Below are 20,046 nucleotides of genomic sequence, written 5' to 3' on the forward strand. Positions count from 1 at the left end.
ATCGCCGCAAGGGCTGGAAGGCCTGCTCAATCGCCGCAAGGGCTGGAAGGCCTGCTCAAGCGTCGCAGGGGCTTGAAAGGACTGCTCAAGCGCCGCAGGGGCTGGAAGGCCGGCTCAAGTGGCGCAGGGGCTGGGTTGGGTTATTCGACCGTGACCGACTTTGCCAGGTTGCGGGGCTTGTCGATGTCGCGGCCGAGGGCCAGGGCCGTGTGGTAGGCGAGGAGCTGGAGGGGGATGCCCATCAGGATCGGGTCCAGCTCGTCCTCGTTCTTCGGGACGACGATCGTGCGGTCGGCCTTCTCCTGCTCCTGGTGGGCGACCGCCAGGATGCGGCCGGAGCGTGCCTTGATCTCCTCCATCGCGGCGCGGTTCTTTTCGAGGAGGTCGTCGTCGGGGACGATCGCCACGGTCGGGAGCGCGGGCTCGATCAGGGCCAGCGGGCCGTGCTTCAGCTCGGAGGCCGGGTAGGCCTCGGCGTGGATGTACGAGACCTCCTTGAGCTTCAGGGAGGCCTCGCGGGCCACCGGGTAGCCCCGGACGCGGCCGATGAACATCATCGAGCGGGCGTCCGCGTACTCCTCGGCGATCTTCTTGATCTCCGCCTCCTGGTCGAGGATCGCGGTGATCTGGGCCGGGAGCTTGCGCAGGCCCTCGATGATCCGCTTGCCGTCGGCGACCGAGAGGTCACGGATGCGGCCCAGGTGCAGGGCGAGCAGCGCGAAGGCGACCGTGGTGTTGGTGAAGCACTTGGTCGAGACGACGCAGACCTCGGGGCCCGCGTGGACGTAGACGCCCGCGTCCGACTCGCGCGCGATGGCCGAGCCGACGACGTTCACGACGCCGAAGACGCGGGCGCCCTTGCGCTTCAGCTCCTGGACCGCCGCGAGGACGTCGTACGTCTCGCCGGACTGGGAGACCGCGATGTAGAGGGTGTCGGGGTCCACGACCGGGTTGCGGTAGCGGAACTCGGAGGCCGGCTCGGCGTCCGCGGGGATGCGGGCCAGCTCCTCGATCATCTGGGCGCCGATCAGGCCTGCGTGGTACGAGGTGCCGCAGCCGAGGATCTTCACGCGGCGCACGGTGCGGGCCTCGCGGGCGTCCAGGTTGAGGCCGCCGAGGTGGACGGTGGAGAAGCGGTCGTCGATGCGGCCGCGCAGCACGCGGTCCACGGCGTCGGCCTGCTCGGAGATCTCCTTGTGCATGTACGTGTCGTGGTCGCCCATGTCGAAGGAGGCGGCCTCGAGGTCCACGGTGGTCGGCTCGTTGGCGGTGCGGGTGCCGGCCGTGGTGTACGTACGGAAGTCGTCGGCCTTGAGCGTGGCCATCTCGCCGTCGTCGAGCGTGACGATCTGGCGGGTGTGGGTGATCAGCGCGGCGATGTCCGAGGCGACGAACATCTCCTTGTCGCCGATGCCGAGGACGACCGGCGAGCCGTTGCGGGCCACCACGATGCGGTCCGGGAAGTCGGCGTGCACGACCGCGATGCCGTACGTGCCCTCGACCAGGTGCAGGGCCTCGCGGACCTTGTCCTCGAGCTCGGTCTGCTGGGAGCGGGCGACGAGGTGGGTGAGCACCTCGGTGTCCGTCTCCGAGCGGAACTCGATGCCCTCGGCGGTCAGCTTGGCGCGCAGCTCGGAGGCGTTGTCGATGATGCCGTTGTGGACCACCGCGACCTTGTCGTCGGCCGACATGTGCGGGTGCGCGTTCTCGTCGGAGGGGGCGCCGTGCGTGGCCCAGCGGGTGTGGGCGATGCCCGTGGTGCCCTTGAAGCGGGCCGGGACCTTCGCCTCCAGGTCGCGCACCCGGCCCTTGGCCTTGACCATCTTCAGACCGGCCGCCTTGGGGCCGGTGATCACGACGCCCGCGGAGTCGTAACCCCGGTACTCCAGGCGCTGCAGCCCTTCGAGAAGGAGCGGCGCGACGTCACGCTTGCCGATGTAACCGACGATTCCGCACATATGTGGTGTTGATCCCCTCGGGTAGTGGGTCCGCGGTCAGCCGTAGACGATGCGGCGCAACTGCCGGAGCGAGAGCTCCGGCGGCGCCACCGCCCGGTACCGCAGGTCCGCCGTGATCTGTTCGAAGATCTCCGCGTTCACCAGGCCCTGACCCTGGAGCTCGCGGTGTCGGCGGCGGACGTAGTCCTCCGTCGACTCGTCGAAGTAGGCGAGCACGTCCTGGACCACCCGCAGCGCTTCGCCCTTGCTGAGGGCGGTGCTGCGCGTCAGGTGATCGACGAGTTCCTCGTGCACGAGGACGATCCTCGGGGTTTCGGGGTCGTTTCGCAAGAATTCTGCCCGATATCGGGCAGGGAATTCGCTCGGGTGGTCGTGGTTGCGGTCGCGGGGCTCTGCCCCGGGCCCCGCGCCTCAATCGCCGGCGGGGCTTGATTGTGGCCGGTGGGGCTTAGTTGCGGCCGCGTTCACCTGGCGTACCCCTGGAGGATAGGTGCCTCAAGCATCTTTCCGGGCATGGACATTCCACGCATGGGCGTACCCGCCGAGCTCGCCGACCGGTCCCTCGCCGAGCAGCACGAGTACCTGCGCAGCCGGTTCTCGCGGCGCACGATGATCCGCGGCGGGGCCGTCACCCTGGGCGCGGTCGCGGGCGGGGTCTTCGTGCCGGGGGCCGCGAGCGCCGCACCGGCGACGGCGACCGCCACGACCGCGGGCGCCCCGGCCGCCGAGGCCGTCGACGGCGCGCTCGTCGCCCCCTTCGGCCGGCACCTCTCGTACGGCGACGACGCGCGCACCGAGATGACCGTGTCCTGGCAGGTGCCGGTCGCGGTGAAGGACCCCTTCATCCGGGTGGGTGCGAGCGCCGGTGAGTTGTCGCGGAAGATCCCGGCGGAGCTGCGGGCGCTGTACACCCCGGCGGGCGTCGGCACCAGCGCCGACCACACCCAGTACTACGTGCACGCCAAGCTGACCCACCTCAAGCCCGGCAAGACGTACTTCTACGGGGTCGGGCACAAGGGCTTCGACCCGGCGTCGCCGAAGTTCGCGGGCACCATCGGCACCTTCACCACCGCGCCCGCCCGCTCGGAGCGCTTCACGTTCACCGCCTTCGGCGACCAGGGCGTCAGCTACCACGCGCTCGCCAACGACAGCCTGATCCTCGCGCAGGGGCCGTCCTTCCACCTGCACGCCGGTGACATCGCGTACGCCGACCCTTCCGGGCAGGGGAAGACGACGGACACGTTCGACGCGCGGACCTGGGACCAGTTCCTCGCGCAGACCGAGACCGTCGCCAAGTCCGTGCCGTGGATGGTGTCGTACGGCAACCACGACATGGAGGCCTGGTACTCGCCGAACGGGTACGGGAGCCAGGAGGCCCGGTTTGCGCCGCCCCGGAATGGACCCGATCCGAAGAACCTGCCGGGTGCCTACTCCTTCGTGCACGGGAACACTGCCGTCATCTCGCTCGACGCGAATGATGTCTCGTACGAGATTCCGGCGAACCTGGGGATCAGTGGGGGTACGCAGACCACGTGGTTCGAGCGGCAGCTGAAGAAGTTCCGGGCCGCCGGGTCCGGGATTGATTTTGTTGTGGTGTTCTTCCACCACTGCGCGTACTGCACCGCCACCGCGCACGCCTCGGAGGGGGGCGTGCGACAGGAGTGGGTGCCGCTGTTCGAGAAGTACACCGTCGACCTCGTGATCAACGGGCACAACCACGTCTACGAGCGCACGGACGTGCTGAAGGGCGACAAGGTCACCAAGGAGCTGCCGATCGGCGGCACCGCGTACCCGGAGACCGACGGCGTCGTGTACGTCACCGCCGGTGCGGCGGGCAAGGGGCTGTACGAGTTCCCGGTCGACGACACGTACGAGGGCAACGAGAAGAAGAGCGATCCGTTCGCCTCGTACGTGACGCAGAAGGGGGGCGGCAAGAAGGCGGTGACCGTCGACTGGTCGCGGGTCCGGTACACCAACTACTCGTTCCTGCGGGTCGATGTGGAGCCTGCGCCTGTGGGGCGTACGGCGAGGTTGACCGTGCGGGGGCTTGCCGAGACGGGGGCGGAGGTCGACCGGTTCGTGGTGGCGCGGCGCGTGCGGGCGTAGTGGTTGCGGTCTCGGGGCTCTGCCCCGGACCCCGCGCCTCAATCGCCGGCGGGGCTTGAAAGGCGTTTCAGGATCGCTGTCTTCGCCAAGGTGAACTCCTCCTCCGTCAGGACGCCCTCGCGGTGGAGGTCGCCCAGCTCGCGGAGGCGGCGGAGGAGGGCGTCGTGGTCGTCCTCCGCGGGCGCCGGGGGCAGTGGGGCGGGCTGGGGCTTCTCCAGGGCGGGGGTCGAGGTCGCGTGGGGGAGGCGCGCCTGGACCGCTGCCGCGACGAGGGCCATCAGCGAGTCCTTCTTGAAGCCCCACAGCTCGATGGAGTTGGGGTCGTACTTCGGCGGCGCCTTCGTGGGGGACGAGCGGACGGTGAAGCGGAGGCAGCCGTTCTCCAGGCCGAGCGCCGGCTGCCACTCGACCGCCGTGATGTCGCCGAGCGCGAGCTCCCGCGTGCCCGCGGAGGACTTCGCGTCCTCCGTCTTCCAGTTCCACTCCAGGCGCACCCGCTCGCCGTCGAAGCTGGCCGTGCCGTCCCCGGCGGAGCAGGACAGCGGTACGGCGGGCCCGGGCAGCAGATACGTGTCGCAGGGCGACGTGGGCACCTCGTCGAGCAGCAGCGCGTTGCGCACCTCGTCCACGAAGTACTCGGCGACGCCGTAGCGGTCCGACTCGACGGTGAGCTGGTACGGGTCCGCGCCCTCGGTCAGCTTCCCGCCCGTCGCCTGGATCAGCGGATCGGCGCCGTCGCGCAGCCGCAGCCGCAGCCGGCCCGTCTTCTTTCCCTGTTCGAAGGAGGCGCCCGCGAGCGCCGTCAGCGGCACCGTCAGCTCGCCCAGCGCCTTGCGGAGCAGGTTCACGTTCTTGTCCCGCCCCGGGACCAGCCGCAGCGAGTCCCCGAGAAACGTCCATGTGCCGTCGCGCTGGATGATTTCCGCCATGCCGACATTCTCGTACGGGAAAGGGGCTCGGGAGGACCGTCTCCCGAGCCCCTGGTCCGTAGGACCGGACAGACCCCGTTACGCGATGGGGTTCTCCAGGTCGCCCACCAGCTGCAGGGCGCCCGACGGGTCCGCCAGGTCGACCATCTGCTCGTTGTTGCGCAGCTGGAGCCGGTTCAGGGCGGACAGCGAGAAGCTCGGGGCGAACATGTCGAACCGCTCGAACTTCTCGGCCAGTTGGGGCATCGACTCCTGGTAGTCGCGCACGCACTCCGCGACCGCCGACCAGAACGTCTCCTCGTCCACGACGCCGTCCTCGACGAGGTTCGCCGAGAGGAAGCGGAAGAAGCAGTCGAAGACGTCCGTGAAGATGGAGAGCAGCTTCATGTCGTCGGGGACTTCGGCCTTGATGCGCTCCACGGCGGGCGGCAGGACCGCGTCCATGTCCATCACCGCGATCTCCTCGGCGATGTCCTTGAAGATCGACCGCTTGACGACGCCCTGCTCGTCCAGGACCAGGATGACGTTCTCGCCGTGCGGCATGAACACCAGGTCGTAGGCGTAGAAGCTGTGGAGGAGGGGGGTGAGGTACGACTTCAGGTAGGGCTTCAGCCACTCGCGGGGGGTGAGGCCCGAGCGCTCGATGAGCGCGCCCGCGAAGGACTTGCCCTCGCGGTCCACGTGCAGCAGCGAGGCCATCGTCGCCAGGCGCTCGCCGTCGGCGAGCGAGTTCACCGGCGACTCGCGCCACAGCGCCGCCAGCATCTTGCGGTACGGCGAGTAGCGGTCGGTGGCGGCCTCGTACTCCAGGTGCCGGTAGCCGACGGCCGCGCACTCGCGGATGATCGTCAGGCCGGTGTCCTTGAGGACCTCGTCGTTCTCGATGAGCCCGGCGAGCCAGTCGTTGATCGCCGGCGTCGCCTCCATGTACGCCGCCGAAAGGCCGCGCATGAAGCCCATGTTGATGACGGAGAGGGCCGTCTTCACGTAGTGCTTCGTGGGCTCGCTCTTGTTGAAGAACGTGCGGATCGACTGCTGCGCCAGGTACTCGTCGTCGCCCTCGCCCAGGCACACCAGGTGCTGCTGGGCGACCTCGGCGGCGAACGTGACGGACAGCTTGTTCCACCACTGCCACGGGTGGGCGGGGATGAGCAGGTAGTCCGCCGGGTCGAGGCCCTTGTCGCGCAGCACGCCGTCGAAGCGGTCCAGGGTGGCCCGGCCCAGCTCGGCGCGGAGGAACGACTCGTACTCCATGCCCGCACCGGCCGTGAACGCGGCGCGCTCGCGGGTCGCCGCCAGCCAGATCAGCCGGACGGGGCTCGCCGTCTCCGGCGCGTACGAGAGGTACTCGTGGACGCCGAAGCCGAGCCGGCCGTTGTTGGCGACGAAGCAGGGGTGGCCCTCGGTCATGCCCGTCTCGATCGCCTGGAAGTCGCCGGAGGCGGCGAGTTCGGCGGACGTCACCCGGGGCTTCGTCAGCTTGAAGCAGGTGCCGGAGAGCGTGGAGGAGATCTCCTCCAGGTAGACCGGCAGGACCGACTCGCTCAGGCCCAGCCTGTCCTTCATCTCGATGAAGAACTCCAGGGCGTTCAGCGGGAGTTCCGCGCCGTCCCGGTGGCGGGTGATCGAGTCGGCGGACACCTGCCAGTGGTCGAGGCGCAGTCGGCGCGCGGTGAACTCGTAGCGGGTCAGCCCGTCGTCGCTGAGCACGGCGAACCGGTCCTGGCCCGGTGCGGCCTCGGGTATGAGGAGCCGCTCGTGGCTGAACTCGGCCAAGGCCTTGCGGATGAGGAGGCGGCCCGCCTCGGTCCAGCGCTCGGGGGAGAGGTGGGTGGCGGCGTCGGCGATGGTCATGCTGCGGTCGTCCTTCCCGTGGCCGCTTCGAACTGGGCGCGCGTGCAGAAGCTGAGCAGCGCCTTCTTCTCGGGCTTGTCGATCTCACGCTCGGGGACGAAGCCGACGGCCTCGTTCAGGGCGTGCACTGCCTTGTTCTGTACGTCCGGTTCGACGACCACGCGCTCGACCGACGGGTCGGCGAAGAGGTGCTCCATCACCGTCGTGATCACGGCGCGGGTGAAGCCGGGGATCCGCACGTCGGAGGGCGCGGTGAGGAAGTGCATGCCGATGTCGCCGGGCTCGGGCTCGTACAGGCCGACGAGCTCGACGTGGCGCGGGTCGTAGCGCTCCATCAGGAAGGCGGGTTCACCGTCGTGCAGTCCGAGGAAGGCGTCGTGGTGCTCGTGCGCCGCGATGGACATGTACTCGCGCTCGACGTCCTGGAGCTTCGCCTCCTGCATCAGCCAGAAGGCGGCCTTGGGGTCGGTGACCCAGCGGTGCAGCAGCTCGGCGTCGGCGTGCGGGTCGACGGGACGGAGGGACAGTTTCCCCAAGGTCCCGTGCGTGGTGCTTGTAGTGCTCATGCTGCGAACTCCTGGAACGCGATGGTCTTCTCGACGGGGTAGTACTCGGTGCCGAGCAGCTCGCCGATGATGTAACTGTTGCGGTAGGCGCCCATGCCCAGGTCGGGGCTGGTGATCGAGTGGGTGTGCACGCCCGCGTTCTGCAGGAAGATGCCGCGGCCCGTGGTGTCGATCGAGTAGTTGCGGGCGACGTCGTAGCGGCCCCGGCCGTCCCAGCGGATACGGTCCTTGACCGGCTCCAGGAAGGCGGGGGTGGCGTACTTGTAGCCGGTGGCGAGGATCAGGCCCTCGGTCTCGAGCTCGAACTCCTTGTCCTGCTCCTCCTGGTGCAGGCCGAGGGTGTACGTGCCGTCCTCGTGGCTTGCCGTGCGCAGCGCCGAGTTGGTGAGCAGGCGCGTGGGCACGGGGCCGTCGAGGCCCTTCTGGTACAGCAGGTCGAAGATGGCGTCGATCAGCTCGCCGTCGATGCCCTTGAACAGGCCCTTCTGCCGCTCCTCCAGGGAGTAGCGGGTCTGCTCCGGCAGCGCGTGGAAGTAGTCGATGTAGTCCGGGGACGTCATCTCCAGCGTGAGCTTGGTGTACTCCAGCGGGAAGAAGCGGGGCGAGCGCGTCACCCAGTTCAGCCGGTAGTCGTGCACGTCGATCTCGCTGAGGAGGTCGTAGTAGATCTCGGCGGCGGACTGCCCGGAGCCGACCAGCGTGATCGACTTCTTCTTCTTGAGCTGCTCCTTGTGCTGCACGTAGCGGGAGTTGTGGATCATCCCGTCGCCGCCCAGGCCCTGGCAGGCCTCGGGGATGTACGGCGGGGTGCCGGTGCCGAGGACCAGGTGGCGGGCGCGGTACGTCTCGCCCTTGTCGGTGTGCACGACGTACAGCTCGGCCGTCTCGTCGTAGCGGACCTCGGTGACGCTCGTCGAGAAGCGGATGGAGGACAGCTTGGCGGCCGTCCAGCGGCAGTAGTCGTTGTACTCGACGCGCAGCGGATAGAAGTTCTCGCGGATGTAGAACGAGTACAGCCGTCCCGATTCCTTCAGGTAGTTGAGGAAGGAGTACGGGGAGGTGGGGTCGGCGAGCGTCACCAGGTCCGACATGAACGGGGTCTGGAGGTGGGCGCCGTCGAGGAACATGCCCGAGTGCCACTCGAAGTCCGGCTTGGACTCGATGAACAGGCCGTTGAGTTCGTCGATCGGTTCGGTGAGCGCGGCCAGGCCCAGGTTGAAGGGGCCGAGGCCGATCCCGATGAAGTCGTAACGGTCAGGATGCGCGGTCAAGGGTGTCTCCCAGGTACTGCTCGGCGTGGCCGGCGATGAGGTCGAGGACGGCCGAGATGTCGGCGAGCGTCGTCTCGGGGTTGAGCAGGGTGAACTTCAGGTACTGGCGCTCGCCCACCTTGGTGCCCGCGACGACGGCGTCACCGGAGGCGAACAGGGCTTTGCGGGCGTGCAGGTTGGCGCGGTCGATCTCCGCCGGGTCGGTGACGTCGGCCGGGATGTAGCGGTAGACGAGCGTGGACAGGCTCGGCTCCACGACCACGTCGTAGCGCGGGTCGGCGGCGAGCAGCTGCCAGCCCTCGTACGCCAGGTCGCAGACCTCGTCGAAGAGGCCGCCGATGCCCTCGGCGCCCATCACGCGCAGCGTCAGCCACAGCTTGAGCGCGTCGAAGCGGCGCGTGGTCTGCAGGGACTTGTCGACCTGGTTGGGGATCCGCTCGGCGACCGTGCGGCGCGGGTTGAGGTACTCGGCGTGGTACGTGGCGTGCCGCAGCGTGGCCCCGTCGCGGACCAGGATGGCGCTCGAACTCACGGGCTGGAAGAACGACTTGTGGTAGTCGACGGTGACCGAGTCGGCGCGCTCGATGCCGCCGAGCCGCTCGCGGTTCTTGTTCGACACGAGCAGCCCGCAGCCGTACGCGGCATCCACGTGCATCCAGGTGTCGTACTGGGCGCACAGCTCGGCGATCTCCGGCAGCGGGTCGATGGAGCCGAAGTCGGTCGTCCCGGCGGTCGCGACGACGGCCATGGGGACGAGGCCGTTCTCCCGGCAGCGCTGAAGCTCGGCGGCGAGGGCCACGGTCTGCATGCGCTTCTCGCGGTCGACCGGGATGGAGACGACCGCGTCCGGGTCGAGGCCGAGCAGCGTCGCGGACTTCTTGACGCTGAAGTGGCTGACCTCGGAGGCGAAGACGCGGAGTGTGGCCAGGTCCTTCGACTTGGCCTCTTCGCGGGCCAGCAGCAGCGCCTGGAGGTTGGACTGCGAGCCGCCGGAGGTGAACACGCCGTCGGCGGCCGGGCCGAGGCCGATCCGCCCGGTGGTCCAGTCGATGAGCTTGCGCTCGATGAGGGTGCCGCCCGCGGACTGGTCCCAGGTGTCGAGCGAGGAGTTGACCGCGGCGAGGATCGCCTCGCCCAGCACCGCGGGAATGACGACCGGGCAGTTGAGGTGGGCGAGATAGCGGGGGTGGTGGAAGTAGACGGCGTCGCGGAGGTAGACGTCCTCCAGCTCGTCCAGGGCGGCGATGGTGTCCTTGAGGGGCTCGTCCAGGTCGACGGCGTCGACGGTGGGGGCGAGGGCGTCGGGGGTGACACCGGTGAACGGCCGTGTGGTGGTGGCGAGTTTGGCCGCCACCCGCTCGACTCCCTCGGTCACGGAACTGCGGTAGAGCTCCGCGGTGGTGTCATTGAGCAGGTGCGAGCGCATGAACGGTTCCTCCGGGTGGGGTGAGGTGGTTCCCGGGTGGGGCAGGAAAAAGGGCGAGGTCGCGAACCCGAGGATTAGGTTAGCCTAACCTAATTTTGGCCCGCGACCCCGCCCCCTGTTCATGGCCGGAAAGGGCCGAAACGGGCTGGTTCCTATGGTGTTTGTGAGGCTGTGCCGCGCTTACGCGGCGGCGCGCAGCGCGTCCTCGCTCACGCCGCGCCGCCAGTACCCGACGAACGTCACCGCGCGCTTGTCGTAGCCGCGCTCCCGCACGAGATGCCGCCGCATCTCCTTCATCGTCCCGGACTCGCCAGCCAGCCAGGCGTACGGACTGGCGGCCTCCGGGAGCCGCGCGGCGCGCACCGCGTCGACGGCCGAGGGGGCGCCCTCGTCGCGAACCAGCCAGGTCACGGTGACATCGGCGAGCGTGATGATCGGCTGGATGTCCTCGCGGTGCGGGACCTCCAGATAGACGTGCGCCGAGACGTGCTCGGGCAGCCAGGCGAGGACGCCGAGCGCGGCCGGGAGGGCCGTTTCGTCGCCCCACATGAGGATGTGGTCGAAGTCGTCCTGTGGCTGGCAGCGCACCGCGGCGTTGTCGGCGATCGCCGGGCCGAGCACGACGGCACGGTCTCCGGGGGCCGCGGCGCGGGCCCAGCGGCAGGCGGGACCCGAGGTCGCCGGGTCGTCGTCGTGCAGGACGAAGTCGATGTCGACCTCTTCCGCAGGGAAGCGGCGCTGGCCGCTCAGCGTGTACGAGCGCATGATCGCGCGCTCGTCGTCCGGGATCGCCCGGTACGCCGTGTGCCAGCCGCGGCCGTCGTCGCCGGGGGTGATCGGCGGGAGCACGGGGGCGTCCTGGCCCGGGTGCGGCAGGAAGAGGGAGAGGGACTGGTCCCGGCCGCCGCCGTGGAAGTCGGCGAGGTCGGGACCGGTGAAGGTGACCCTGAGGAGCGACGGGCCGAGCCGCCGCGTGCGGACCACTTGCAGATCGAAGAATCGGAAAGGGGCAACAGCGGGGGCTTCGGCCGTCGTCGTCATGGGATCAGGACACCTTCTTCGCCGTCTCGATGGCCTTCGCGAGGTTCTCCAGCATCGGAGCGCACTTGTCGTAGGAGAGGATCGGCTCGGGGGAGCGGGCGATGACCTGTCCCGCCTTGACGGCCGGCAGCTTCTTCCAGGTCGGCTCGTCGATGTCGGCGGGCTGAATGGCCTGGGCGCGGTCGTCCATCATGATGATGTCGGCCTTGTGCTTGTTGACGTTCTCCCAGCTCAGGTTCTCGAACCAGCCGCCGGACGCCTTCTTCGAAGCCTCCGAGGGCTCCACGAAGTTCACGCCGAGCGCCTTGAAGTACTCCAGGTCGATGGAGAGGTTCGTGCCCGAGACGTAGAAGATGTCGGGGCTCGCGCTGCCCGCCATCACCTTGATGTCGGGGTTGGCCTTGGCGGCCTTGCGCAGCCGGGCCGCGGCGTCCTCGAAGCGCTTCTTGGCCTTGACGACCTTGTCGTCCTTCAGGTCCGCGCCGAGCGACTCGGCCAGCTTGTAGACGTGCTCGAGCGGCGTGGTGAGCTGCCGGTCGTAGACGGAGATGCCGACGCTCGGGGCGAGCTTGGCGACCTTCTTGGCGGACTCCTCGGGGACGTACCAGAGGGTGCCCGCGCCGTCGAAGATCGTGGTGATCAGCACCTGCGGGGACAGGCCCGCGTACTTCTCGATGTTGAACTGGCCCCACTCGTTGCCGATGACCGTGACCTTGTCGACGGGCATGTCGCCGGCCTGCACGTCGGGCTTGCCGCCCTTCGTCGTGGTCGGGCCGAAGACGCCCTTGACCTCGACGCCGTAGTCGTAGAGGGCGGCGGCCATGCCCGTGAAGGCCACGATGTCCGTCGGGACCTTGTCCAGCTTCACGGTCTTGCCGCGGTCGTCCTTGAACGACCAGGGGCCGGACTTCTTCGCGGCACCCGCCGAGCTCGAACCCCCGTCCTTGGAGCCACCGTCGCCACAGGCGGCGAGCGCGGCTCCGAGACCGATGGCGCCGGTCGCGGCGAGGATGCCGCGGCGGCTGGGGCGGGACAGTCGGGCGTTGCGCATGCGGACTACTTTCGGACGTGCCGGGGCGTCGGCCGGACGGGACGTAAACTCAGGGTAGGTTAACCTAAGTTCCCGGCGTGTCCAGAGGGTGGGGCCGAGTAAAAATCAGCCCCGCCGGCGATTGAGGCGCGGGGTCCGGGGCGGAGCCCCGCGACCGCAACCGCACGTCAGGTGGTCAACCCCAGCTCCCGCGCGATCAGCATCCGCTGCACCTCGCTCGTGCCCTCGCCGATCTCCAGGATCTTGGAGTCGCGCCACATGCGGGCGACCGGGTACTCGTTCATGAACCCGTACCCACCGTGGATCTGCGTGGCCTCCCGCGCGTTGTCCACCGCGACCGTCGACGAGTAGAGCTTCGCGAGCGCCGCCTCCTTCTTGAACGGCTCTCCGGCGACGAGCCGCGACGCCGCGTCCCGCCAGGCCAGCCGCGCCGTGTGCGCCTTCATCTCCATGTCGGCGATCTTGAACTGGATCGCCTGGTAGCCGCCGATGCTGCGCCCGAAGGCCCGGCGCTCCTTCGCGTACTTCACCGACTCGTCGACGCAGCCCTGGGCGAGCCCGGTGGCAAGGGCCGAGATCGCGATCCGCCCCTCGTCGAGGATCCGCAGGAACTGGGCGAAGCCCCGGCCCTCGGTGCCCAGCAGGTTCTCCGCGGGCACCCGCACGTCGTCGAAGTGCAGCTCCCGCGTGTCCGACGCGTTCCACCCCACCTTCGAGTACGGGGCCGCCACCGTGAAGCCCGGTGTCCCGGACGGCACGATGATGGAGGAGATCGACGGGCGGCCGTCGGCGGTGCGGTCGGTCACCGCCGTGACCGTCACCAGGCCGGTGATGTCCGTGCCGGAGTTGGTGATGAAGCACTTCGTGCCGTTGATGACCCAGTCGCCGGTCTCCTCGTCCCGGACGGCCGTGGTGCGGGTGCCGCCCGCGTCCGAGCCCGCCTCCGGTTCGGTCAGCCCGAACGCGCCCAGCATCTCGCCCGCGCACAGCTTCGGCAGCCACTCCCGCTTCTGCTCCTCCGTACCGAAGAGGTGCAGCGGCATCGCGCCGAGCGAGACCCCGGCCTCCAGGGTGATCGCGACCGAGGAGTCGACGCGCGCCAGCTCCTCCAGGGCGATGCCGAGCGCCAGATAGTCGCCGCCCATGCCGCCGTACTCCTCGGGGAACGGCAGTCCGAACAGGCCCATGCGGCCCATCTCGCGGACGATCTCGTAGGGGAACTCGTGCCGCTCGTAGAAGTCGCCGATCTTCGGGGCGACGACCTCGTGCGCGAACTCCTCGACGGTGCGCCGCAGTTCCTCGTGCTCGGGGGAGAGGTGGTGATCCATGACTGCCTCACTGCTCCTGGTCGGACTCGGCCTCGGGTGCGAGGGCGGAAACGGTGCGGGACGGGCTCGGTCGGCCCAGATGCCCGGCCATCCACCTGCTGGTGGCGGTGAGACGGCCGAGGTCGACCCCGGTCTCGATGCCGAGCCCGCGCAGCATCCAGACGAGGTCCTCGGTGGCGAGATTTCCGGTGGCGCTCTTCGCGTACGGACAGCCGCCGAGGCCGCCCGCGGAGGCGTCCACCGTCGTCACGCCGTGCTGCAGCGCCGCCAGGGTGTTGGCGAGCGCCTGTCCGTACGTATCGTGGAAGTGCACGCCGATCACGTTCGTCGGCACGCCCTCCTCGTTCAGCTCCGCGAGCAGCGTCTGTACGTGGCCGGGGGTGGCCACGCCGATCGTGTCGCCGAGGCTCAGCTCGTCGCAGCCCATGTCCATCAGGGACTTGGCGACCGAGACGACCTGATGGACCGGGACCGGGCCCTCCCACGGGTCGCCGAAGCACATGGAGAGGTAGCCGCGGACGTGCGCCCGGTTCTCCTTGGCCCGCGCCACGACCGGCTCGAACACGGCGAGGGACTCCGCCACGGTCCGGTTCAGGTTCGCCTTGGCGAAGGACTCGGTGGCGCTGGCGAACACGGCCACGCGGTTCGCGCCGAGTGCCAGCGCCCGGTCCAGGCCGCGCGCGTTCGGTACGAGGACCGGGAGGTGGACGCCGGTCCCGAGGTCCTGGAGCCGCGGGAACAGGTCCTCCGCGTCGGCCAGTTGGGGCACCCACTTGGGGTGCACGAAGCTCGTGGCCTCGATGGTCGTGAGGCCGGACCGCGCGAGGCGGTGGATGAACTCGGCCTTCACCTCCGTGGGCACGGCCCGCTTCTCGTTCTGCAGCCCGTCGCGGGCGCCCACCTCGTGGATCCGGACGCGGGCCGGGAGGTCCTGGGTGGGGACGACCATGGGGAGTTCGGCGGTCATCGCGCGGTCCCCTCCCCGTCGGCCGGACCGTCGTCCTCGGGGGCCACGACGGCCAGGACCTGGTCCATCGCCACCGTCGTCCCCGGCGCCACGTCCAGCTCCGTCACCGTGCCCGCGTGCGGGGACGTGATCACGTGCTCCATCTTCATCGCCTCCACCACCAGCAGGCTCTGGCCCGCGGCCACTTCGTCGCCCACCGCCACCTTCACCACGGTCACCGTGCCGGGCATCGGCGCCGTCAGGGAGCCCGCACCGCCGGCCCCCGCCCCGGTCAGGCTCGCCGCCACCGGGTCGTGGTCCCGCACGTGCCAGGCGTCGCCGTCGCGCGCCAGCCAGTCGCCCGCGGTCGCGGTGAGCCGCGCGGGGACGGCCGGCTCGCCGTCCACCAGGACCTCCGTGCCGCGCACCCGGACCTCGACCGGATCGTGGCCCGCGGCCCGCAAGGGGTGCACGGTCCACGCCGGTTCCCCGCCGAGCCGCCAGCCGCTCGGCCGGTCGAACGGGTCCGTCCAGCCGTCGGTCGCGGCCGGGGCGAGCCGCTCCTGGCGCAGCACGCCCGCCGCCGCGTACACCTCCGGCGGGACCTCCGCGTCGACCAGCTCGTCCGTCACGCGCTCCACGAGCCCCGTGTCCAACTCGCCCGCCACGACGTCCGGATGGGCGAGCAGGCGCCGCAGGTACCCGGCGTTCGTCGGCACGCCGAGCGTCACCGTCCTGCCGAGCGCCGCCCGCAGTCTGCGCAGCGCCGTGTCCCGGTCGGGGCCGTACGCGATGATCTTCGCGAGCATCGGGTCGTAGAGGCTGGACACCTCTGTGCCCTCGGTGAGGCCGGAGTCCGTGCGGACGCCCTCGCCCTCGGGCTCGCTCAGCGCCAGGACCGTGCCGCCGGAGGGGAGGAAGCCGCGCGCCGGGTCCTCGGCGCAGAGCCTCGCCTCCACCGCGTGGCCGGTCAGCTCGATGTCGTCCTGGGCGAAGCCGAGGCGCTCGCCCGCCGCGACCCGCAGTTGCCACTCGACCAGGTCGATGCCCGTGACCAGCTCGGTCACCGGGTGCTCGACCTGAAGCCGCGTGTTCATCTCCATGAAGCAGTACGCGGCCGGGTCCTCGCCCGGCACGATGAACTCCACCGTGCCCGCGCCCCGGTAGCCGCAGGAGCGCGCCGCCTCCACGGCCGCCGCGCCCATCGCCGCGCGCGTGGCCTCGTCGAGCAGCACGGACGGCGCTTCTTCGACGATCTTCTGGTGGCGGCGCTGGAGGGAGCACTCGCGCTCGCCGAGGTGCACCACGTTCCCGTGGCCGTCCGCCAGGACCTGGATCTCGATGTGCCGGGGCCGGTCGATCCAGCGCTCCACGAGGAGCGTGTCGTCCCCGAAGGAGGCCCGCGCCTCGCGCCGGGCGGCCGCGATCTCCTCCTCCAGGACGGTCAGGTCGCGGACGAGGCGCATGCCCTTGCCGCCGCCGCCCGCGCTCGGCTTGAGCAGCACCGGGGCGCCCAACTTCCGCGCCGCCTCCGCCAGTTCCGGATCACGCCCGCCGGGCACCACCGGGACCCCGGCCGCGCTCACCGTCTCCTTGGCGCGGATCTTGTCGCCCATCAGCGCGATCGCCTCGGCGGGCGGGCCGATGAAGACCAGGCCCGCCTCCTCGCAGGCCCGCGCGAACGCCGCGTTCTCCGCGAGGAATCCGTAGCCGGGGTGCACCGCCTGCGCCCCGGTCGCCGCCGCGGCCTCCAGGAGGCGCTCCGCCACCAAGTAGCTCTCGGTGGCCGCCGGCGGGCCGATGCGCACCGCCTCGTCCGCCTCGCGGACATGCCGCGCGTCCGCGTCGGCGTCGCTGTACACCGCCACCGAGCGGATGCCGAGCGCCCGCAGCGTACGGATGACACGCACCGCGATCTCTCCGCGGTTGGCCACAAGTACCGTCTCGAACACGTCTGACTCCGCCCCTCACATCCGGAAGACGCCGAAGCCGGCGGACTTCTCCGGCAGCGGCGCGTTGGCACACGCGGTCAGGGCCAGGCCGAGGACCTGGCGGGTCTCCATCGGGTCGATCACGCCGTCGTCCCAGAGCCGGGCCGTCGCGTAGTAGGCACTGCCCTGTGTCTCGTACTGGGCGCGGATCGGGGCCTTGAAGGCGTCCTCCTCCTCGGCGGGCCACTGTTCGCCGCGCGCCTCCAGCTGGTCGCGCTTGACGGTCGCGAGCACCGAGGCGGCCTGCTCACCGCCCATCACGGAGATCTTGGCTCCGGGCCACATCCACAGGAAGCGGGGGCTGTAGGCCCGGCCGCACATCGAGTAGTTGCCCGCGCCGTAAGAGCCGCCGATCACCACGGTCAGCTTCGGCACGCGCGTGCACGCCACCGCCGTGACCATCTTGGCGCCGTGCTTGGCGATGCCGCCCGCCTCGTAGTCCCGGCCGACCATGAATCCCGAGATGTTCTGCAGGAACAGCAGCGGGATGCCGCGCTGGTCGCACAGCTCGATGAAGTGGGCGCCCTTCTGGGCGGATTCGGAGAACAGGATGCCGTTGTTCGCGACGATGCCGACCGGGTGGCCGTGGATCCGCGCGAAACCGGTGACCAGCGTCTGCCCGTACTCCGCCTTGAACTCGGCGAACCGCGAACCGTCGACCACGCGCGCGATGACCTCCCGCACGTCGTACGGGGTGCGCGAGTCCACCGGCACCGCCCCGTAAAGGCCCGCCGGATCCACCTTCGGCTCGATGGCCGCGCGCGCCGTCCACGGCAGCGGGCCGCGCTCCGGCAGCGTCGAGACGATCGTGCGGATGATCCGCAGCGCGTGCGCGTCGTCCTCCGCGAGGTGGTCGGTGACGCCGGAGACCCGCGAGTGGACCTCGCCGCCGCCCAGCTCCTCGGCCGTCACCACCTCGCCCGTCGCGGCCTTCACCAGCGGTGGGCCGCCGAGGAAGATCGTGCCCTGGTTGCGGACGATCACCGCCTCGTCGCTCATCGCCGGGACGTACGCGCCGCCCGCCGTGCACGAACCGAGCACCGCGGCGATCTGCGGGATGCCCGCGCCCGACATCCGCGCCTGGTTGTAGAAGATCCGCCCGAAGTGCTCGCGGTCCGGGAACACGTCGTCCTGCATCGGCAGGAACGCGCCGCCGGAGTCCACCAGGTAGACGCACGGCAGCCGGTTCTCCAGGGCCACCTCCTGGGCGCGCAGATGCTTCTTCACCGTCATCGGGTAGTACGTGCCGCCCTTGACCGTCGCGTCATTGGCGACGATCACGCACTCGCGGCCGCTCACCCGGCCGATCCCGGCGATCACGCCCGCGGCCGGCGCCTGCCCCTCGTACATCCCGTCCGCCGCGAGCGGGGCCAGCTCCAGGAACGGGGAGCCGGGGTCGAGCAGCGCGTCCACCCGGTCCCGCGGCAGCAGCTTGCCGCGCGAGGTGTGCCGCGCCCGGGCCTTCTCGCCGCCGCCGAGCCGGGCCGCCGCGAGCTTGGCGCGCAGCTCCTCGCCGAGCGCCCGGTGGGCCTCCTCGTTGGCTCGCCAGGCCTCCGACGCGGGGTCCGCCGCGCTCGTCAGCTCCGGTGCCTCGTGCATCCCGCGGCCCCCTCATGTTGTTAATGAGCGTTAACCCGTTTCGGTCAGGTTAACGCTCGCTAACGTCCCTGTCTAGAATTGCCTCATGGCCACCAGAACCGACGCCCCCACCCGCCGCGAGCAGATCCTCAGGGAGGCCGCGCGGCTCTTCGCCGAGCGCGGGTTCCACGGCGTGGGCGTGGACGAGATAGGGGCGGCGGTCGGCATCAGCGGCCCCGGCCTGTACCGGCACTTCGCCGGCAAGGACGCGATGCTCGCCGAACTGCTCGTCGGGATCAGCGGGCAGCTGCTCACCGGCGGCAAGCGGCGGGTCGCCGAGGCGGAGCACGGTCCTGAGGCGCTGCTCGACTCGCTCATCGAGGGGCACATCGACTTCGCGCTCGACGACCGCGACCTGATCACGCTGCACGACCGGGAGCTCGACCGGCTGCGCGACAGCGACCGCAAGCTGGTGCGGCAGTTGCAGCGCCAGTACGTGGAGCTGTGGGTGGAGTCCGTGCGCAAGGTCTATCCGGAGCTGTCGGAGTCGCACGCGCGCGTGGCCGTGCACGCGGTCTTCGGGCTGCTCAACTCGACGCCGCACCTGAGCCGTCCGGGCTCGCTGCCCGGCCGGACGGCGACCGCGGGGATGCTCCACAAGCTGGCGCGTGGCGCGTTCGCGGCGGCTGCCGCAGAGTGAGGTCGGCGGCTGCCGCGGAGTGACCTGTATCTCTGGACGCTCCTTGCGACTCACGGGTAACCTGCCCTGAGCAAGCGCTTAGTCGCTTGGCTGCTGTCCGCACACTCGTCGTAGAGGGAGAGTTCTCCGTGCGCCGTACCGTTTTTGATGAGGACCACGAGGCGTTCCGGGAGACCCTGCGCGCCTTCATCGAGGCCGAGGTCGTCCCCCACTACGACGAGTGGTTCCAGCAGGGCATCGTGCCGCGCGAGCTCTACTCGAAGATGGCCGACCTGGGCCTCTTCGGCATCAACGTGCCGGAGGAGTTCGGCGGCGCCGGGCTCGACACCCACAAGTTCGAGGCCATCCAGTACGAGGAGACCGCCCGCGCCGGTGTCTCCTTCGGCGGCTCCGGCGTGCACGTGCTGCTCGCCCTGCCGTACATCAAGCTGCTCGCCACCGACGAGCAGAAGAAGCGCTACCTGGAGAAGTTCGTCACCGGCGAGGAGATGTGGGCCCTCGCCATGACCGAGCCGGGCACCGGCTCCGACCTGGCCGGCATGAAGACCACGGCCAAGCTCTCCGACGACGGCACGCACTACGTGCTCAACGGCTCGAAGACGTTCATCACCGGCGGCGTGCACGCCGACCGCGTCATCGTCTGCGCCCGCACCGCCGCGCCGACCGCCGAGGACCGCCGCCACGGCATCTCGCTGTTCGCCGTCGACACCAAGCTCGAGGGCTACTCGATCGGCCGCAAGCTCGACAAGCTCGGCCTGAAGACGTCCGACACCGCCGAGCTGGCCTTCGTCGACGTGAAGGTCCCGGTCGAGGACCTGCTCGGTGAGGAGAACAAGGGCTTCTACTACCTCGGCAAGAACCTCCCCTCCGAGCGCTGGGGCATCGCCTACGGCGCGTACGCGCAGGCCAAGGCCGCCGTGCGGTTCGCCAAGGAGTACGTCCAGGACCGCACCGTCTTCGGCAAGACCGTCGCGTCGTTCCAGAACACCAAGTTCGAGCTGGCCGCCTGCCAGGCCGAGGTGGACGCCGCCGAGGCCGTCGCCGACCGCGCCCTGGAGGCCCTCGACGCCGGTGAGCTGAGCGCCGCGGAGGCCGCCTCCGCGAAGCTGTTCTGCACCGAGGTCGCGCACCGCGTGATCGACCGCTGCCTCCAGCTGCACGGCGGCTACGGGTTCATGAACGAGTACCCGATCGCCCGCCTGTACGCGGACAACCGCGTGAACCGCATCTACGGCGGCACCAGCGAGATCATGAAGTCGATCATCGCGAAGAACATGGGCCTGTAACCAGCAGAGAATCTT

The 20,046-nt window shown here is 70.0% G+C and carries 16 protein-coding genes; 3 read left to right on the top strand and 13 right to left on the bottom strand.

Annotated elements, in window-relative coordinates; translation table 11 throughout:
- Window positions 1–140: 140 nt before the first annotated feature.
- Window positions 141–1,958, bottom strand: coding sequence for a glutamine--fructose-6-phosphate transaminase (isomerizing) (glmS, locus tag ACY34M_RS01075; protein ID WP_462719123.1), 1,818 nt, complete (start codon window positions 1,956–1,958; stop codon window positions 141–143).
- Window positions 1,959–1,994: 36 nt separating this feature from the next.
- Window positions 1,995–2,252: a hypothetical protein gene (locus ACY34M_RS01080; protein WP_462719124.1), complete on the bottom strand. Its 258-nt coding sequence runs from the start codon at window positions 2,250–2,252 to the stop codon at window positions 1,995–1,997.
- Window positions 2,253–2,471: 219 nt separating this feature from the next.
- Between ACY34M_RS01080 and ACY34M_RS01085 the strand changes: the two genes are divergently transcribed.
- The gene (locus ACY34M_RS01085; RefSeq protein WP_462719125.1) at window positions 2,472–4,064 is read left to right on the top strand and encodes a purple acid phosphatase family protein; all 1,593 of its coding nucleotides are present in this window, start codon (window positions 2,472–2,474) and stop codon (window positions 4,062–4,064) included.
- A 38-nt stretch (window positions 4,065–4,102) separates the two neighbouring features.
- Here the strand turns inward: ACY34M_RS01085 and ACY34M_RS01090 are convergent, their stop codons facing one another.
- The 11 genes from ACY34M_RS01090 to ACY34M_RS01140 form a co-directional block, all read right to left on the bottom strand.
- Window positions 4,103–4,993, bottom strand: a complete 891-nt coding sequence (locus ACY34M_RS01090; RefSeq protein ID WP_462719126.1) for a DUF4429 domain-containing protein — start codon at window positions 4,991–4,993, stop codon at window positions 4,103–4,105.
- Window positions 4,994–5,071: 78 nt separating this feature from the next.
- Entirely contained in the window at window positions 5,072–6,847 is a 1,776-nt protein-coding gene (locus ACY34M_RS01095) for an IucA/IucC family protein (RefSeq protein WP_462719127.1), read from the bottom strand.
- On the bottom strand, window positions 6,844–7,413 hold the full coding sequence (locus ACY34M_RS01100; protein WP_462719128.1) for a GNAT family N-acetyltransferase: 570 nt from the start codon (window positions 7,411–7,413) through the stop codon (window positions 6,844–6,846). The genes ACY34M_RS01095 and ACY34M_RS01100 overlap by 4 nt, the downstream gene beginning before the upstream one ends.
- On the bottom strand, window positions 7,410–8,684 hold the full coding sequence (locus tag ACY34M_RS01105; protein ID WP_462719129.1) for a lysine N(6)-hydroxylase/L-ornithine N(5)-oxygenase family protein: 1,275 nt from the start codon (window positions 8,682–8,684) through the stop codon (window positions 7,410–7,412). The genes ACY34M_RS01100 and ACY34M_RS01105 overlap by 4 nt, the downstream gene beginning before the upstream one ends.
- On the bottom strand, window positions 8,668–10,110 hold the full coding sequence (desA, locus tag ACY34M_RS01110; protein WP_462719130.1) for a lysine decarboxylase DesA: 1,443 nt from the start codon (window positions 10,108–10,110) through the stop codon (window positions 8,668–8,670). The genes ACY34M_RS01105 and desA overlap by 17 nt, the downstream gene beginning before the upstream one ends.
- A gap of 180 nt (window positions 10,111–10,290) precedes the next feature.
- The gene (locus ACY34M_RS01115; protein ID WP_462719131.1) at window positions 10,291–11,151 is read right to left on the bottom strand and encodes a siderophore-interacting protein; all 861 of its coding nucleotides are present in this window, start codon (window positions 11,149–11,151) and stop codon (window positions 10,291–10,293) included.
- Window positions 11,152–11,155: 4 nt separating this feature from the next.
- Window positions 11,156–12,202 (bottom strand): ABC transporter substrate-binding protein, encoded by a 1,047-nt coding sequence (locus ACY34M_RS01120; protein WP_462719132.1) that lies wholly within the window; start codon window positions 12,200–12,202, stop codon window positions 11,156–11,158.
- A gap of 167 nt (window positions 12,203–12,369) precedes the next feature.
- Window positions 12,370–13,530, bottom strand: coding sequence for an acyl-CoA dehydrogenase family protein (locus ACY34M_RS01125; protein WP_462719133.1), 1,161 nt, complete (start codon window positions 13,528–13,530; stop codon window positions 12,370–12,372).
- Window positions 13,531–13,537: 7 nt separating this feature from the next.
- Window positions 13,538–14,497 carry a hydroxymethylglutaryl-CoA lyase gene (locus tag ACY34M_RS01130; protein WP_462719134.1) on the bottom strand — a complete coding sequence of 320 codons (960 nt, stop codon included), beginning with the start codon at window positions 14,495–14,497 and terminating at the stop codon, window positions 13,538–13,540.
- Window positions 14,494–16,428 (bottom strand): acetyl/propionyl/methylcrotonyl-CoA carboxylase subunit alpha, encoded by a 1,935-nt coding sequence (locus tag ACY34M_RS01135; RefSeq protein WP_462719135.1) that lies wholly within the window; start codon window positions 16,426–16,428, stop codon window positions 14,494–14,496. Before ACY34M_RS01135 ends, ACY34M_RS01130 begins: the two co-directional genes overlap by 4 nt.
- A 15-nt stretch (window positions 16,429–16,443) precedes the next feature.
- Window positions 16,444–18,066: a carboxyl transferase domain-containing protein gene (locus tag ACY34M_RS01140; protein WP_462719136.1), complete on the bottom strand. Its 1,623-nt coding sequence runs from the start codon at window positions 18,064–18,066 to the stop codon at window positions 16,444–16,446.
- An 85-nt stretch (window positions 18,067–18,151) separates the two neighbouring features.
- Here ACY34M_RS01140 and ACY34M_RS01145 point away from each other — a divergent pair, with 85 nt between their 5' ends.
- Window positions 18,152–18,745 (top strand): SACE_7040 family transcriptional regulator, encoded by a 594-nt coding sequence (locus ACY34M_RS01145; RefSeq protein ID WP_462719137.1) that lies wholly within the window; start codon window positions 18,152–18,154, stop codon window positions 18,743–18,745.
- 128 nt (window positions 18,746–18,873) lie between these two features.
- Window positions 18,874–20,031, top strand: coding sequence for an acyl-CoA dehydrogenase family protein (locus ACY34M_RS01150; RefSeq protein WP_462719138.1), 1,158 nt, complete (start codon window positions 18,874–18,876; stop codon window positions 20,029–20,031).
- Window positions 20,032–20,046: the final 15 nt, after the last annotated feature.

The sequence above is a fragment of the Streptomyces sp. EDA2-14 genome (assembly GCF_054963755.1).

Bases quoted from the DNA above. Each gene is read 5' to 3' on its own strand.
- glmS (WP_462719123.1), bottom strand. From the start codon at position 1,958: ATGTGCGGAATCGTCGGTTACATCGGCAAGCGTGACGTCGCGCCGCTC.
- ACY34M_RS01085 (WP_462719125.1), top strand. From the start codon at position 2,472: ATGGACATTCCACGCATGGGCGTACCCGCCGAGCTCGCCGACCGGTCC.
- ACY34M_RS01090 (WP_462719126.1), bottom strand. From the start codon at position 4,993: ATGGCGGAAATCATCCAGCGCGACGGCACATGGACGTTTCTCGGGGAC.
- ACY34M_RS01095 (WP_462719127.1), bottom strand. From the start codon at position 6,847: ATGACCATCGCCGACGCCGCCACCCACCTCTCCCCCGAGCGCTGGACC.
- ACY34M_RS01100 (WP_462719128.1), bottom strand. From the start codon at position 7,413: ATGAGCACTACAAGCACCACGCACGGGACCTTGGGGAAACTGTCCCTC.
- desA (WP_462719130.1), bottom strand. From the start codon at position 10,110: ATGCGCTCGCACCTGCTCAATGACACCACCGCGGAGCTCTACCGCAGT.
- ACY34M_RS01115 (WP_462719131.1), bottom strand. From the start codon at position 11,151: ATGACGACGACGGCCGAAGCCCCCGCTGTTGCCCCTTTCCGATTCTTC.
- ACY34M_RS01120 (WP_462719132.1), bottom strand. From the start codon at position 12,202: ATGCGCAACGCCCGACTGTCCCGCCCCAGCCGCCGCGGCATCCTCGCC.
- ACY34M_RS01125 (WP_462719133.1), bottom strand. From the start codon at position 13,530: ATGGATCACCACCTCTCCCCCGAGCACGAGGAACTGCGGCGCACCGTC.
- ACY34M_RS01130 (WP_462719134.1), bottom strand. From the start codon at position 14,497: ATGACCGCCGAACTCCCCATGGTCGTCCCCACCCAGGACCTCCCGGCC.
- ACY34M_RS01140 (WP_462719136.1), bottom strand. From the start codon at position 18,066: ATGCACGAGGCACCGGAGCTGACGAGCGCGGCGGACCCCGCGTCGGAG.
- ACY34M_RS01145 (WP_462719137.1), top strand. From the start codon at position 18,152: ATGGCCACCAGAACCGACGCCCCCACCCGCCGCGAGCAGATCCTCAGG.